17 protein-coding genes, 1 tRNA gene and 1 pseudogene are annotated in these 13,675 nt (G+C 59.7%); 14 read left to right on the top strand and 5 right to left on the bottom strand.

All coding sequences use genetic code 11. The annotated features are described in order from the left end of the window. Positions 1-165: 165 nt before the first annotated feature. The 5 genes from GIV35_RS17850 (at position 166) to GIV35_RS17830 (ending at position 5,610) form a co-directional block, all read left to right on the top strand. Positions 166-1,458: an OprD family porin gene (locus GIV35_RS17850; RefSeq protein WP_198715026.1), complete on the top strand. Its 1,293-nt coding sequence runs from the start codon at positions 166-168 to the stop codon at positions 1,456-1,458. Positions 1,459-1,486: 28 nt separating this feature from the next. Continuing rightward, positions 1,487-2,476 carry a Bug family tripartite tricarboxylate transporter substrate binding protein gene (locus GIV35_RS17845; RefSeq protein ID WP_161793218.1) on the top strand — a complete coding sequence of 330 codons (990 nt, stop codon included), beginning with the start codon at positions 1,487-1,489 and terminating at the stop codon, positions 2,474-2,476. A 129-nt stretch (positions 2,477-2,605) separates the two neighbouring features. After that, positions 2,606-3,064, top strand: a complete 459-nt coding sequence (locus tag GIV35_RS17840; protein WP_202691275.1) for a tripartite tricarboxylate transporter TctB family protein — start codon at positions 2,606-2,608, stop codon at positions 3,062-3,064. 1 nt (position 3,065) lies between these two features. Next, complete coding sequence (locus tag GIV35_RS17835; RefSeq protein WP_014717355.1) at positions 3,066-4,580, top strand: tripartite tricarboxylate transporter permease; 1,515 nt, start codon at positions 3,066-3,068, stop codon at positions 4,578-4,580. Next, on the top strand, positions 4,573-5,610 hold the full coding sequence (locus GIV35_RS17830; protein ID WP_057975659.1) for an AbrB family transcriptional regulator: 1,038 nt from the start codon (positions 4,573-4,575) through the stop codon (positions 5,608-5,610). The genes GIV35_RS17835 and GIV35_RS17830 overlap by 8 nt, the downstream gene beginning before the upstream one ends. 29 nt (positions 5,611-5,639) lie before the next feature. Here the strand turns inward: GIV35_RS17830 and ung are convergent, their stop codons facing one another. Continuing rightward, the gene (gene ung / locus GIV35_RS17825; protein WP_020301023.1) at positions 5,640-6,332 is read right to left on the bottom strand and encodes a uracil-DNA glycosylase; all 693 of its coding nucleotides are present in this window, start codon (positions 6,330-6,332) and stop codon (positions 5,640-5,642) included. 136 nt (positions 6,333-6,468) lie between these two features. Here ung and GIV35_RS17820 point away from each other — a divergent pair, with 136 nt between their 5' ends. Beyond that, positions 6,469-7,581 (top strand): enoyl-CoA hydratase/isomerase family protein, encoded by a 1,113-nt coding sequence (locus tag GIV35_RS17820; protein ID WP_200648719.1) that lies wholly within the window; start codon positions 6,469-6,471, stop codon positions 7,579-7,581. On the opposite strand, the gene GIV35_RS17815 is transcribed toward GIV35_RS17820, so the two are convergent. Further along, complete coding sequence (locus tag GIV35_RS17815) at positions 7,567-8,019, bottom strand: DUF3757 domain-containing protein (protein ID WP_213153371.1); 453 nt, start codon at positions 8,017-8,019, stop codon at positions 7,567-7,569. The two genes, GIV35_RS17820 and GIV35_RS17815, sit on opposite strands and share 15 nt — an antisense overlap. A gap of 156 nt (positions 8,020-8,175) precedes the next feature. Then, positions 8,176-8,535 carry a hypothetical protein gene (locus tag GIV35_RS17810; protein WP_105226101.1) on the bottom strand — a complete coding sequence of 120 codons (360 nt, stop codon included), beginning with the start codon at positions 8,533-8,535 and terminating at the stop codon, positions 8,176-8,178. Positions 8,536-8,602: 67 nt separating this feature from the next. On the opposite strand from GIV35_RS17810, the gene GIV35_RS17805 reads away from it, so the two are divergent. From GIV35_RS17805 to GIV35_RS17770, 8 genes and pseudogenes are all read left to right on the top strand, one after another. Further along, a complete protein-coding gene (locus GIV35_RS17805) occupies positions 8,603-8,770 on the top strand; it encodes a hypothetical protein (RefSeq protein ID WP_236264595.1) in 168 nt (55 codons plus the stop codon). An 8-nt stretch (positions 8,771-8,778) separates the two neighbouring features. Further along, entirely contained in the window at positions 8,779-8,991 is a 213-nt protein-coding gene (locus GIV35_RS17800; RefSeq protein WP_236264596.1) for a cysteine-rich CWC family protein, read from the top strand. Then, a complete protein-coding gene (locus GIV35_RS17795; protein ID WP_236264597.1) occupies positions 8,981-9,673 on the top strand; it encodes a pseudouridine synthase in 693 nt (230 codons plus the stop codon). Before GIV35_RS17800 ends, GIV35_RS17795 begins: the two co-directional genes overlap by 11 nt. 303 nt (positions 9,674-9,976) lie before the next feature. Continuing rightward, the gene (locus GIV35_RS17790; protein ID WP_236264598.1) at positions 9,977-10,861 is read left to right on the top strand and encodes an alpha/beta fold hydrolase; all 885 of its coding nucleotides are present in this window, start codon (positions 9,977-9,979) and stop codon (positions 10,859-10,861) included. 113 nt (positions 10,862-10,974) lie between these two features. Further along, positions 10,975-11,048 (top strand) — tRNA-Gly (locus GIV35_RS17785). Positions 11,049-11,156: 108 nt separating this feature from the next. Further along, positions 11,157-11,272: pseudogene (locus tag GIV35_RS17780) on the top strand (type II toxin-antitoxin system HicB family antitoxin); the annotation flags it as partial. 85 nt (positions 11,273-11,357) lie between these two features. Beyond that, positions 11,358-11,690 (top strand): hypothetical protein, encoded by a 333-nt coding sequence (locus GIV35_RS17775; RefSeq protein WP_236264603.1) that lies wholly within the window; start codon positions 11,358-11,360, stop codon positions 11,688-11,690. Between the two features lie 97 nt (positions 11,691-11,787). Then, positions 11,788-12,288, top strand: a complete 501-nt coding sequence (locus GIV35_RS17770) for a methylated-DNA--[protein]-cysteine S-methyltransferase (RefSeq protein ID WP_105226097.1) — start codon at positions 11,788-11,790, stop codon at positions 12,286-12,288. A 90-nt stretch (positions 12,289-12,378) separates the two neighbouring features. On the opposite strand, the gene GIV35_RS17765 is transcribed toward GIV35_RS17770, so the two are convergent. Both GIV35_RS17765 and GIV35_RS17760 read right to left on the bottom strand, forming a co-directional pair. Next, positions 12,379-12,906, bottom strand: coding sequence for a DUF4142 domain-containing protein (locus GIV35_RS17765; protein WP_003189402.1), 528 nt, complete (start codon positions 12,904-12,906; stop codon positions 12,379-12,381). Between the two features lie 119 nt (positions 12,907-13,025). Continuing rightward, positions 13,026-13,667, bottom strand: a complete 642-nt coding sequence (locus GIV35_RS17760) for a LysE family translocator (RefSeq protein ID WP_105226095.1) — start codon at positions 13,665-13,667, stop codon at positions 13,026-13,028. Between the last annotated feature and the right edge of the window lie 8 nt (positions 13,668-13,675).

The following is a 13,675-nucleotide window of genomic DNA, read 5'->3' as shown; positions in this document are numbered from 1 at the left end:
GTGAAGCCCGAAAACATTGAAAGGCGATTGAAAGGTTAGTGAAAGCTTCGCCCTTTAGCATCCAACTACGGTGGTCTATGCCCGCCGAGTTGCCTGACCCGTAGCGCCCGAAAAACGCCTCGAAGCGTTTTCGCCAGAATAAGAACAATAACGGAGTACACCACGATGCTGTCGACCCAGCCACAGGCTTGCCCGCCTGTTCGTTCTTCCCGCCTGACCCACACCGCCCTCGCCAGTGCCGCTGCCCTTGCCGGCTTTTCGCCGCTCAGCCAGGCTGCCTTCTTCGAAGACAGTAGCGCGACCCTGGAAACCCGCAACATGTACTTCAACCGCGACTTTCGCGACGGTACCAGTGCCCAGCAATCCAAGCGCGACGAATGGGCCCAGGGCTTCATGCTCAACGTGCAATCGGGCTACACCGACGGCACCGTCGGCTTTGGCGTGGATGCGCTGGGCATGCTCGGCGTCAAGCTCGACTCCAGCCCCGACCGCACCGGCACCGGCCTGCTGCCGACCCACGATGACGGCCGCGCCGCCAACGAGTACTCCAAGCTGGGCCTGACCGGCAAAGTGAAAATCTCCGCCACCGAGCTGAAGATCGGCTCGCTGATCCCCGAACTGCCCATCCTCAAGCCCAACGACGGGCGCATCCTGCCGCAGACCTTCAACGGTGGCTTGATCACCTCCAAGGAATTCAAGAACCTGGTGTTCACTGGTGGTCGCCTGGACAAAGCCAAGGACCGCGACGACACCAACTACGAAGACATCGCGCTCAATAACAAGAACAGCCGCTTCCTCAGCGGTGCCACCGGCAAGCACTTCAACTTCGGCGGCGTCGACTACAAGTTCGCCGACAAGATCACCGGCAGCTACCACTTCGCCCAACTCGACGACGTGTATCGCCAACACTTCCTCGGCATGGTCGCCTCACGCCCGATGGGCCCTGGCACTTTCGCCGCCGACCTGCGACTGGCAATCAGCGATGACACCGGCTCGGCCCGCGGCGGCAATATCGACAACAAGTCCCTCAACGGCCTGTTCAGCTATGCCCTCAATGGCCATAAGCTCAGCGCCGGCTACCAGCACATGTCCGGCGACAGCGCCTTCCCGTATGTGGATGGCAGTGACCCGTACCTGGTCAACTTCGTGCAGATCAACGATTTTGCCGGCGCCGAAGAACGCTCCTGGCAGGCACGCTACGACTACGACTTTGCCAAGCTTGGCATTCCGGGCTTGAGTTTCATGAGCCGTTACCTCTCGGGTGACAACATCAAGCTCAAGAACGGCGAGACCGGCAAGGAGTGGGAACGCAACAGCGAGATCAAGTACGTGGTGCAAAGCGGCACGTTCAAAGATGTGGCCGTGCGCCTGCGTAACGCCACCTATCGTTCCAACTATTCGGCCCGTGACGCAGATGAAATGCGCTTGCTGGTCAGCTACAGCGTCGCACTTTGGTAGTAACCCCCTCATAACAAAAACGATGGAGATCACCATGACCCTTTCACTGCGTAAATTTGCCCTCGCCGCTGGCTGCATGCTGTTCGCCGGCCAACTGCTGGCCGCCGACGAACCCAAGCGGCCGGAATGCATCGCCCCGGCCTCCCCAGGCGGCGGTTTTGACCTGACTTGCAAACTGGCGCAAAGCGCGCTGGTGAACCAAAAGCTGCTGACCAAGCCGATGCGTGTGACCTACATGCCAGGCGGCGTGGGCGCGGTAGCCTACAACGCGGTCGTCGCCCAGCGCCCTGCGGATGCGGGCACGTTGGTCGCATGGTCGAGCGGTTCGCTGCTGAACCTGGCCCAGGGCAAGTTCGGCCGTTTTGATGAAAGCGCCGTGCGCTGGTTGGCGGCAGTGGGCACCAGCTATGGCGCCATCGCGGTGAAAAGCGACTCGCCCTACAAGACCCTCGATGACCTGGTCAAAGCCCTGAAGAAAGACCCAGGCAGCGTGGTGATCGGCTCTGGCGGCACCGTCGGCAGCCAGGACTGGATGCAAACCGCGCTGATCGCCAAGGCCGCCGGGATCAACCCGCGCGAACTGCGTTACGTCGCCCTTGAGGGTGGCGGTGAAATCGCTACGGCTCTGCTGGGGGGGCATATCCAGGTGGGCAGTACCGACATCTCCGACTCCATGCCGCATATCCAGAGCGGCGATATGCGCCTGCTGGCGGTGTTCTCCGAGCAACGCCTGGATGAGCCGGAAATGAAGGATATCCCGACCGCCAAAGAGCAAGGCTACGACATCGTCTGGCCGGTGGTGCGTGGCTTCTACCTGGGGCCAAAGGTCAGCGATGCCGACTACGCCTGGTGGAAAGACGCCTTCGACAAACTGCTGGCTTCCGAGGAGTTCGCCAAGCTGCGTGACCAGCGCGAGCTGTTCCCGTTCGCCATGACGGGCCAGGAGCTGGACACCTACGTGAAGAAACAGGTGGCTGACTACAAAGTGCTGGCCAAAGAGTTCGGCCTGATCCAGTAACCGCCCCTCTGTGGGAGCGGGCTTGCTCGCGAAAAACTTCAACCACGACGCGTGCTGCCTGGGTACACGTGCCGTCCTTGGGTTCTTCGAGAGCAAGCCCGCGCCTAAAGAGTCTCCGAGGAGTTCACCATGCTCTTACAACGCATTTTCGCGGCCGTACTGCTACTGGCCTGTATCGGCCTGGCACTGATGGCTTGGCCGTATCAGGCGGCTTTTTCCTACGAACCCGTAGGGCCAAGAGCCTTCCCCCTGCTGTTGCTCGGGCTGATGGGTCTGGCGCTTATCTACATGATGATTCGCCCGCAGGCGACCAAGCACACCGACGATGAACCGGCGCTGGACCAACCCACGTTGATCAAGATCGGCATCTGTGTGGCCTTGTTGCTAGTGTTTGCTGCCACGTTCGAATCCTTGGGTTTCATTCTCAGCAGCATGCTGATCGGTATTCCGATGGCACGGCTGTACGGCGGCCGCTGGTTGCCCAGCGTGGTGATCATCACCTTGATGAGCGTCGGGCTTTATCTGCTGTTCGATAAAACCATGGACGTACCGTTGCCCCTCGGCCTGCTCGACGTTCTGGAGAACTGATATGGATACTTTTGGCTATTTGGGCCAGGGTTTCGGCGTTGCGCTGAGCCCCTATAACCTGGTGACCGCGTTGTGCGGCACCCTGATCGGCACCGTGGTCGGCCTGTTGCCGGGCCTGGGCCCGATCAACGGCGTGGCACTGCTGATTCCCATCGCCTTCGCCCTGGGCTTGCCGCCCGAGTCGGCGCTGATCCTGCTGGCAGCCGTGTACCTGGGCTGCGAATACGGTGGCCGCATCAGTTCGATTCTGCTGAACATCCCAGGCGAAGCCTCCACCGTGATGACCACCCTCGACGGCTACCCGATGGCCCGCAAAGGCCTGGCCGGCGTGGCACTGTCGTTGTCGGCCTGGAGTTCGTTCATCGGCGCGTTTATCGCCACCTGCGGCATGGTGCTGTTCGCCCCGCTGCTGGCCAAGTGGGCAATTGCGTTCGGCCCGGCGGAATACTTCGTGTTGATGGTGTTTGCGATTGTCTGCCTGGGCGGCATGGCCGGTGACAAACCGCTGAAGACTTTTGTTGCGGCGCTGATCGGCTTGTTCCTCTCTTGCGTGGGCATCGACGCCAACAGCGGTGTGTACCGCTTCACCGGCGACAATATTCACCTGACAGACGGTATCCAGTTCGTGGTCCTGGTGCTCGGACTGTTCTCCATCAGCGAGATTCTCCTGCTGCTGGAAAAAACCCACCGTGGCCAGGAAGCGGTGAAAGCCACAGGGCGCATGATGTTCAACGTCAAGGAAGCCTTGTCGGTGCTCACCGTGAATCTTCGTTGCGGCGTGTCGGGCTTTATCATCGGCGTGTTGCCGGGCGCTGGTGCGACCATGGCCTCGGCCGTTGCCTACATGACCGAGAAACGCATCGCAGGCGCCAGCGGCAAATTCGGTCAGGGCGACATGCGCGGCCTGGCCGCCCCAGAAACCGCGATCGGCGCATCGGTCTGCGGCGCCATGGTACCCATGCTGACCCTCGGCGTTCCTGGCTCGGGCACCACGGCGGTGATGATCGGCGCCCTGTCGCTGTACAACATCACCCCCGGCCCACTGCTGTTCCAACAGCAACCGGACATTGTCTGGGGCCTGATCGCCTCGTTGTTCATTGCCAACATCATGCTGGTCGTGCTCAACATCCCGATGATCCGCATCTTCACCCGTATCCTCGCCGTGCCGAACTGGGCGCTAGTGCCGGTGATCGCCATCATTACCGCGATTGGCGTGTACGCCGTGCATGCCACCACCTTCGATCTGTTCCTGATGATCGCCATCGGCATCTTCGGCTACATCCTGCGCAAGCTGGACTTCCCGCTGTCGCCGCTGCTGCTGGGCTTTATCCTCGGCGGCCTGATGGAGCAGAACCTACGCCGTGCGCTGTCGATCTCCAACGGTGCGCTGGAAATCCTGTGGTCGAGCCCGATCACCTTTGGCGTCTGGGTGCTGACCGCAATCATGCTGCTTGTACCGCTGCTGCGTATCTGGCGTAAACGCGTGCAACAGCGTCGTGCCCTGGCCGATGTCTGAGGTCACCTTTAAACATTGGTGGGGAACACCGCTGGTCGGCCTGGCCGGCGGTTACCTGGCCAGCCTGGTGGGCTGGCCGTTGCCGTACATGGTCGGCTCGTTGCTGGCGATCATCCTGGTGCGCTGCCTGACGCCCTGGCAATTGGCAGAGATTCCCGGCGGGCGCAAATGCGGCCAATGGGTGGTGGGCATCGGCATCGGCCTGCACTTCACCCCGGTGGTGATCGAGCAGGTGATGAGCCACTTCGGCCTGATTTTCTTCGGTGCACTGGTCACCAGCTTGTCGAGCGTGGTGGGCGTGTGGTTGATGCGCCGCAGCGGTGAAGACCGCGCCACGGCGTTTTTCTCCAGCATGCCGGGCGGCTCCGGGGAGATGGTCAACCTTGGCGCCCGCAATGGCGCGGTGCTCAGCCGGGTTGCGGCTGGGCAAAGCCTGCGTGTGCTGGTGGTGGTGCTGTGTGTGCCAGCGATCTTCAAATATTTGCTCGGAGGCGGCGCGCCGCAGTTCCATCCGGCGCCCGTGGACTGGGCGTGGCTGGCCGTGCTGTTTCCGGTGGGTGCGCTGGTTGCCTGGGGCTGGCAACGCTTGCGCCAACCCAACCCTTGGCTGTTCGGGCCATTGCTGGTGAGTGCGATCGCCAGTGTGACCTGGGATTTACACATCGGCCTGCCAGACGGCGGCAGTCAGATCGGCCAATGGTTGATCGGCAGCGGTTTGGGCTGCCACTTCAATCGGCAGTTCTTCCGTCGCGCGCCATCGTTCATGGGCCGCACCTTGATTGGCACGGCATTGACCATGCTGCTGGCGACGTTAGCGGCGGTGGGCTTGAGCGCCCTCACTCACCTCGACCTGCGATCACTGACCCTGGGCATGATGCCAGGCGGTATCGCTGAGATGAGCCTGACAGCTGAAACCCTGCAGCTGTCGGTGCCCTTGGTAACGGCGATGCAGGTGATGCGCTTGTTGTTCGTGCTGTTTTTGGCCGAGCCTTTGTTTCGGCACTGGAACCGTCAGCCAGCCCCCCTCTAAAACCTCCCACATGTTGAATGTGCCAGGCCTCAAACCGGTGGCAAACGCCACTCAATGGGGGCCTCGCCATTCTGCTCGAGAAACTTGTTGGCCCGGCTGAAATGCCCGCAGCCCAGAAACCCGCGATACGCCGACAACGGCGACGGATGCACCGAGGTCAGCACCAGATGCTTGGTGGCGTCGATGAGCTTCTGCTTGCTTTGAGCATGAGCGCCCCACAGCAGGAACACCAGGTGCGGCTGATGCTCGCTGACTACCTCGATAATCCGATCGGTAAAAAACTGCCAGCCCTTGCCCGCATGGGCGTTGGCGTTGGCGCGCTCCACGGTCATGGTGGTGTTGAGCATCAGCACGCCCTGGTCGGCCCAGCTTTGCAGGTAGCCGTGGTTGGGGATGTCGATGTTCAGGTCGCGCTTGAGCTCTTTATAGATATTGACCAGCGACGGCGGCGCCGGCACGCCCGGTTGTACCGAGAAGCACAGGCCATGGGCCTGGCCAGGGCCGTGGTACGGGTCTTGTCCGAGAATCACGACCTTGACCTTGTCCAGCGGCGTTGAGTTGAGCGCGTTGAAAATCAATGGGCCGGGCGGGTAGATCTCTTTGCCAGCGGCATGTTCCTGGCGCAGAAACTCGCGCAATTGCGCCATGTAGGGCTTCTCGAACTCCTCCCGCAGGGCGTGTTTCCAGCTGGGTTCGAGTTTGATACGGTCGCCATCGGTCATAGTTGAATTGTCTTGTAAAAAAGAATGAGGCGAACCCTAGGAAAGCCGACCCCGCTTGTCAATTGATCTGACACAGCACCGGCACTTTCTCACGAAGGGATCATACTCATCCTTCACCTTCTCGATTGAGGCCACGATGAACCTGCATTTCGAAGAACTGACCGGCAGTGGCGGCGCTCGCATCGGCATCGCCAGCCTGGACGCGCCAAAATCCCTTAACGCCCTCTCCCTGCCGATGATTCTGGCCCTGGATGAGCGCATGGAGGCCTGGGCCAAAGACCCGCAGATCGTCTGCGTGCTGCTGCGCGGCAACGGCCCCAAAGCTTTTTGCGCCGGTGGCGAAGTGCGCAGTCTGGCTCAGGCTTGCCGTGAACAGCCGGGCGAAGTTCCGACCCTGGCCGCGCAGTTTTTTGCCGCCGAATATCGTCTTGACTACCGCCTGCACACCTACCCGAAGCCGTTGATCTGCTGGGGCCACGGTTATGTATTGGGCGGTGGCATGGGCCTATTGCAAAGCGCCGCCGTGCGTATCGTTACGCCAAGCAGTCGTTTGGCCATGCCCGAGATCAGCATTGGCTTGTACCCGGATGTGGGTGCCAGTTGGTTCTTGTCCCGCTTGCCGGGCAAGCTCGGCCTGTTCCTGGGCCTCACCGGCGCCCATATCAACGGTCGCGACGCGCTGGACTTGGGCCTGGCCGACCGTTTCCTGCGTGATGACCAGCAAGACGATCTGCTCGATGGCCTGCTGCAGTTGAACTGGCAGGAACAGAGCGCGATGCAACTCAACAGCTTGCTCAAGGCCCTGGCGCAGGAGGCAATCAGCGATCAACCCGAAGCGCAATGGCTACCGCGCCGCGCACAGATCGACGAATGGCTGGATGTAGGAGATGTGCGGTGTGCCTGGCGCGCCTTGAGCCTGCTGCGCGACCACAGCGACCCGCTATTGAGCCGGGCCGGCAAAACCCTCAATGAGGGCTGCCCACTGACGGCGCACCTGGTGTGGGAACAGCTCCAGCGTGCCCGTCACCTCTCATTGGCCCAGGTGTTCGAGATGGAATACACCCTGAGCCTCAACTGCTGCCGTCATCCGGAATTCGCCGAAGGGGTTCGGGCGCGCCTGATCGACAAAGACCAGGCGCCTCGTTGGCACTGGCCGGATATCAACACACTCCCGGAAACGGTGGTGCAGGCGCACTTTGACAAAGCCTGGGAAGGTAGGAATCCTTTGGCAGATTTATCTGATTACTGACAGGCCTGTACGCTTTTCGTTGACCGTGAAAGCGCAATTGTCCGGCTGGCTGTCCTCGCACGTATACACCGGCAACTCGAACGCATCGGGCTGCAGCCTCCAATACAAGGTGCTGGTCAACGACATGTTGATAACCTCATTGCCGCTGCTTGGCCTCAACGCTACCACCCCGTTCCAACTGGTGCGGTAGATGCACTTATCCATGTAGCCGTTTCCTCTCTCCTCGCCCTCGCCCGGCATGAAGACAGCACCAATGAATCCGTCAATAACACCACGAGACGCAACCTTCGGGCTTTGCCAGTGCAGGCCATTGTCCTTGGCGCGATAATGGCCGTCGGCGTACGCGATCTGCGTCGTATAAGGACAGCCCTGCTCCGCTTTTGCCGGCGCAATGACGTAGCTCAACAGCAGCAGCACGCAAATCAATTGTTTGAACATAGGGATTCCATCTGCTCAGTCTCACCACGCAAAAGCACAGGCTTTGCGCTAGTGAAGTACAGCTAGCACCTCAAAGATAGCTGTTAAATCTGACAGTACAGACGTACGGTACCCATAAAAAACGGCGCATGATGCGCCGCTTGTTTTTCAAGATATTTAACGGTGACCGCCGCGGCCACCTCCGTGGTCGGAACCACGTCCACGCCCGCCATTCCCCCAGCGGTCGCCCCACCCATGGTTTGGGGAGGGCCTGTAGCCGGCCCGCGGGTAATAGCGCGGGGCTGGTTGGTAGTAGCGCGGCGCCGAATAGTAACGAGGCTGTGGCGCATAGTAACGAGGCGCTGGCGCGTAATAGCTGCGCCCGGAAGGGTAATAACGCGGGCCGCCGTAATAATAGGCTGGCGCCGGTGCGGTGTAGACCTCGGAGCGATAGTAGGTAGCGCCTCCATCGTAATAGGGCACGCAGGCTGAAAGGGTCAGGCCGAGCAAAGCGATGAGCAGCAGTCGTCGATACATGGCGGCCTCCTGGACCGCGGAAGAGCTCCTCCAGCGACGCTGGCGAGCGGCATTCAGCTTTCACTGAATGACGAAACATCTGACATCAAAAACCGAATCTGGTGCGTTCGCGACACAAGTGGAAACATCTGTTTCAGACGAAATGAAAGCCCGCCAAAACGCCATGATGATGGAATGCCGCGCAGCCGCGCTGTATCGTGCAGCAACTAACGTGCCCTACCCGATTCCCTTCTGAACCGACCCATGATCACACCGACCCTTTGCCCCGCCTGTGGTGCCCGCAACGACTGCTCCCTGGCCGATCCGCGCACTGCCGATCAAGCCTGCTGGTGCTACGGCGTCATCATCGACCCGACGGTGCTTGAAGCCCTGCCGGATGAGTTGCGTAATAAAGCCTGCCTGTGCCCACGCTGCGCCCAGGTGGACGAACAGTTGCGGAACCGCAATGCGCGTTGATCGTTTCCTCAGCAACCTGCCACAGTTCAATCGCAAGCAAGTGCGCCTGTTGCTGGTGGAACGCCGGGTGACCGTTGAAGGGGTTGCGGTCAGCGATCCTCACCATGACGTACGTGAATTCAGCCAGGTCTGCGTTGATGGTGAAATCCTGCAAGCGGGCAAGCCGGCGCGCTATTTCATGCTGCACAAACCCCAGGGTTGCGTCAGCGCCACGTCGGACCCGCAACACTCCACGGTCCTTGACCTGCTGGACGAACCGGACAAAGCCGAACTGCATATCGCCGGGCGCCTGGATTTCAACACCACCGGCCTTATGCTGATCACCAACGACGGCCAATGGTCGCGGCGCCTCACGCAACCGCAGACCAAGTTGCCCAAGGTGTACCACGTGCAAACCGAACAGGACATCGGCCCGCAGTACGCGGTGACGTTCGCGGCGGGCGTGTATTTCGCTTTCGAAGACCTCACCACCCAACCTGCCGAACTTGAACTGCTGGGTCCCAAGACAGCGCGGTTGAGCATCATCGAAGGCCGATATCACCAAGTCAAACGCATGTTCGGTCATTTTGATAACAAGGTGATCGGCCTGCACCGCGAGCGAATGGGCCCCTTAATGCTCGATGCGTCGCTTGCGCCGGGTCAGTATCGACCACTGACTGACGAAGAGATCCTAAAAGTCTGACGACCGTTCAGCCGATGATGGCAAAAAACCAGCCGCTCGCCTTGCGACATGCGTTCCGTACTGCTTGAATCAGGGCTTCAGCCAGATAATGACTGATGAGTCGCCTATAACCTCCAAGAAACACCTTGCCTCGCCCGCGCCTGATCCACGGGCCTTCCGGCAAACCGCCCGCCATAACAACACCCGCCGGCCAGCCGTCATCGGACCGACATGGGCCCTCATTTTCCAGGCGTATGCCTACCTGTCATAAAGCTCGTGCAGAGTGATCTGCGCGCACTACCCGCTTGCCAGGAGTCTTACGACATGAGGCCAGAAATCGCTGTGCTGGATATACAGGGTCAGTATCGGGTGTACACGGAGTTCTATCGCGCGGACGCGGCGGCAAAGACCATCGTCCTGGTCAACGGCTCAATGGCGACCACAGCGTCCTTCGCTCAAACCGTGAAAAGCCTGTACCCGCAATTCAATGTGGTGTTGTACGACCAGCCCTACGCTGGCCGTTCCAAAATCCATAACCGTCATGAGCAGATGCTTACCAAGGAAGTCGAAGGCCAGATCCTCCTTGAACTACTCGACCACTTCGCCGCTGAACACGTATTGTCCTTCTCCTGGGGCGGGGCCGCCACGTTGGTTGCCCTCGCACAGCGACCCCATCGGGTAGAAAAAGCCGTGATCAGCTCATTCTCGCCGGTGATCAATGCGCCCATGCGTGACTACCTCGAACGTGGCGTCGACTACCTGAGCAACCTCGACCGCGACCGCGTCGGCCATCTGGTCAACAGCACCATCGGCAAGCACCTGCCTTCGCTGTTCAAACGCTTCAACTACCGCCATGTCAGCAACCTGGCCGCACACGAATACGGGCAGATGCACTTTCACATCAGCCACGTACTCAACAGCGACCGGCAGTGCTACCTCAAGGCAGCCAGGCAGATCGATATTCCAGTGCTGTTCTTGAACGGCGAATGGGACGAATACACCAGTGCAGACGACGCCAAGCTGTTTGGCCAGCATGTGGCCAAGAGCAGCTTCAGCACCATTCAGGCAACGGGACACTTCCTGGACATGGAACATAAAGCCGCGTGCCGCGACAGCCGTGAGGCCGTGGTGGGCTTCTTGAAAGGGCAGCGGCCCGCAAGCCCGTTACGGTATAGCCAGGGCCAGGCGCAGCATGCATGGACGCTTTGAAATCAGGCCCGACACTGTGGCGAGCAAGCTGTGTCGCCACACGCAACTCTCACATTTTTCAAAGAAAAACTTCAAATCCAGCTGAACATCTGGTACAAAGTCAGCCGATCTGAGCGGGTATAGTTTAGTGGCAAAACGAAAGCTTCCCAAGCTTTAGTTGAGGGTTCGATTCCCTCTACCCGCTCCACTCAGATTTGCACTTGCGTCAGGGGGTTTCTGGCGGAGGCTGCACAAAAAACCGGTCCTTGGTGACCGGTTTTTTTATGCCTAAAATTTAGTCTCCAGCACTCATCTGCTGCTCGGCTATCTGTTGAATCGCATCGTTGAATACGTGTTGAATCATCCACAGGAAAAAGCTGCTCGGGGTTTCTGGCATTCGCCGCGCGAAATGTATTACAACAGGAGCGATAGGTACGCCTAAGCAAAGTCTTACAGGAAGACCGGCAACACCTCACGATAATGTAGGCTCATCGGCCCAGAGTTCGGAAACATGGAAATGCTGGACACCAAAAAAGCCACACCCAAAATCATCCTGTGCCAAGTAGCCGGCTGGGTGTTGGTTTTGCCGCTGCTGGTCTCGTTTGTACGGCTGCCCTTGCCCCTCGGATTATTGCTGGAGTTAGGAGTGATTGCCGCGTCAGCGTATGGCGTGAGGTTTGCCTGGCGTCACGCAACCCCACGCGTGGCTGTGTTCGCTTTGTTTGTCACCCTGCTCAACGTCATTTCTATGGTCATGTTAAGTACAGCGTCAGCACTCAAGGCCCTTTACATTATCGCCTGGCTCTACTGGTACCCCCATTATTCCAGCTGGGTTTACTGGAATGTCTAGTTGGGCAAGAATTTGACCGCAAGAAACGTAGTTCCCAACCCCCTTGGTGGAACTACAGTGGCGTCGTCCCCATCAACGCCCTTCAAGGAAACTGCTCATGGACTACCAGTACAAGCTCATGCCTTCCCCTGTCGGTGAACTCACCCTGGTGGCGCGGGATGGCAAACTCAACGCCATCCTCTGGGAAGTAGAACGTGCCAATCGCGTGCGCCTGGGTGAATTGATCGAAGCCGACGACAGCCCAGTGCTCTTGGAAACCGAGCGTCAATTGCAGGAATACTTCGCCGGAAAGCGTAACCACTTCGAACTGGAACTGGACTTCACCGGCACTGACTTCCAGAAGCAAGTCTGGCAAGCACTGCTGACCATTCCCTTCGGCGAAACCCGCAGCTATAGCCAGATCGCACAGCAGATCGGCAACCCCAAAGCCGTGCGCGCCGTCGGCGCCGCGAATGGGCGCAACCCCATTTCAATCATTGCGCCATGTCACCGGGTGATCGGTGCCTCCGGCGGACTGACCGGATTCGCAGGCGGGCTGGCAGCCAAGCAGTATTTGCTCGCACTTGAAGGCACAGGTCAGACGGAACTGGCGTTATAGACGGCATTGACCCATACCCGTCTAAAACCCTGCATAAAAACGGCGGTGGGAGTCCCCTCCCACCGCCGTTTTTCAGATCGGGCAGCGGCCTCAACCGTCGCCTTGATGGCCCTTACCGTAGGTCGACGCCAGGGCCCGGGCTTTTTGCAAGCGCTCTTCGAGCTTGGGCAGCGTCTCATCCACCAGTGCCTTTATCTCTGGCACATCCGACGCCGCACCTTCTTTTTGGAACAGGGCAATGGCGTCTTCGTTCTCCTTGACCTGCTGCGCGGTATAGGCCGCGTCAAAGGAATCGCCGTCCTTGAGTTCAGGCATCAGGGTCTCGGCCTTATCAACGATCTTCTCCCGTGGGGCCACTGGCAAATCAAGCTTCTTGGCGATCGCCGCCAAGTGCTGGTTGGCCAGAGTGCGCTCGTTGATGACCTCAATGGTGTAGTCCTTGATTTCCTGGGACGAGGTCTTGGCGTGGGCCATGCGACTGGTTTCGATATCGGCCATGCCTTTGGCCGAAGCCTGCTCGATGAATTCTGCAGGCGACTGGGCGAAAGCATTGCTGGCGCCGAGGCCCAGCAGCATCGCGAAACTGGCGGTGCGTAACCGGATAGCCATGCGGCTCATGATGGGTTCCTCCAGGGCAAAAATAGGTGCGGGAGCATACAACCCGCCCTGAATTCGAATTTTCACGGCGGTAAAGGTTTAGAAAAAACTTACCTGTGCGACGAACGGTCGTCGTCGCCTCAGGCCGCTTTGCTGCCGAACAGGCCCGGCAATGCGTGCGCCAGGGCATTGAGGGCGAAGCCGATAAACATCACGCCGCAGAGCTTGGTGATCAGGATTTCATGGCGTTGATACAGCGTGCGCACCCGTTGGGCACCCACCACGCCGATCAGGATCGCGTAGGCCAGCAAACCACCGATAAAGCTCAGCAGAATCAAGGTCGGCAGCATCGACCAAGTCAACAACTCGGCCCGGCTGGACAGCAACGCGGTGAACGTCGCCACGGCAACCGGGTAGGCCTTGGGGTTGGTCAAGCCAAACAGAATACCGTGCCAGAACGGATGGCGCGCCGCGCCCTGAGGAGCGTCGCTGTTGCGGCGTTGGGTACGGATCGCACGCCAGCCGAGCCAGAACAAATACATTCCACTGAGTACACCGAGTACGTCAAACGCACTGCTGCCGACTTCCCGCGCACCGACGATGGCAATCAGCGCCGTGCTGCACCACACCACATCGCCGAGCAAATGACCGCACAAGAATCCTGCCCCGGCACGCCGGCCACGGGCCGCACCGATGCCGAATACGGCCAGGACACCGGGGCCAGGGGTAATGCCGTAGATAAAACCCGAAGCCAGTACGGCGAACAGCAAGGATGGGGTCATGGTAGACG

The organism is Pseudomonas sp. PA-1-6B (genome assembly GCF_021609545.1).
In the GTDB taxonomy this organism is placed as follows: Bacteria; Pseudomonadota; Gammaproteobacteria; order Pseudomonadales; family Pseudomonadaceae; genus Aquipseudomonas; species Aquipseudomonas fluorescens_BV.
The sequence above is the reverse complement of the archived record's forward strand: the minus strand, read 5'-3'. Positions and strand labels throughout refer to the sequence as shown.

Bases quoted from the DNA above. Each gene is read 5' to 3' on its own strand.
- GIV35_RS17795 (WP_236264597.1), top strand. From the start codon at position 8,981: ATGCGCGTTGATCGTTTCCTCAGCAACCTGCCACAGTTCAATCGCAAG.
- ung (WP_020301023.1), bottom strand. From the start codon at position 6,332: ATGACCGATGGCGACCGTATCAAACTCGAACCCAGCTGGAAACACGCC.
- GIV35_RS17820 (WP_200648719.1), top strand. From the start codon at position 6,469: ATGAACCTGCATTTCGAAGAACTGACCGGCAGTGGCGGCGCTCGCATC.
- GIV35_RS17830 (WP_057975659.1), top strand. From the start codon at position 4,573: ATGTCTGAGGTCACCTTTAAACATTGGTGGGGAACACCGCTGGTCGGC.
- GIV35_RS17800 (WP_236264596.1), top strand. From the start codon at position 8,779: ATGATCACACCGACCCTTTGCCCCGCCTGTGGTGCCCGCAACGACTGC.
- GIV35_RS17765 (WP_003189402.1), bottom strand. From the start codon at position 12,906: ATGAGCCGCATGGCTATCCGGTTACGCACCGCCAGTTTCGCGATGCTG.
- GIV35_RS17810 (WP_105226101.1), bottom strand. From the start codon at position 8,535: ATGTATCGACGACTGCTGCTCATCGCTTTGCTCGGCCTGACCCTTTCA.
- GIV35_RS17835 (WP_014717355.1), top strand. From the start codon at position 3,066: ATGGATACTTTTGGCTATTTGGGCCAGGGTTTCGGCGTTGCGCTGAGC.
- GIV35_RS17790 (WP_236264598.1), top strand. From the start codon at position 9,977: ATGAGGCCAGAAATCGCTGTGCTGGATATACAGGGTCAGTATCGGGTG.
- GIV35_RS17760 (WP_105226095.1), bottom strand. From the start codon at position 13,667: ATGACCCCATCCTTGCTGTTCGCCGTACTGGCTTCGGGTTTTATCTAC.
- GIV35_RS17815 (WP_213153371.1), bottom strand. From the start codon at position 8,019: ATGTTCAAACAATTGATTTGCGTGCTGCTGCTGTTGAGCTACGTCATT.
- GIV35_RS17770 (WP_105226097.1), top strand. From the start codon at position 11,788: ATGGACTACCAGTACAAGCTCATGCCTTCCCCTGTCGGTGAACTCACC.
- GIV35_RS17850 (WP_198715026.1), top strand. From the start codon at position 166: ATGCTGTCGACCCAGCCACAGGCTTGCCCGCCTGTTCGTTCTTCCCGC.
- GIV35_RS17840 (WP_202691275.1), top strand. From the start codon at position 2,606: ATGCTCTTACAACGCATTTTCGCGGCCGTACTGCTACTGGCCTGTATC.
- GIV35_RS17775 (WP_236264603.1), top strand. From the start codon at position 11,358: ATGCTGGACACCAAAAAAGCCACACCCAAAATCATCCTGTGCCAAGTA.
- GIV35_RS17805 (WP_236264595.1), top strand. From the start codon at position 8,603: ATGACGAAACATCTGACATCAAAAACCGAATCTGGTGCGTTCGCGACA.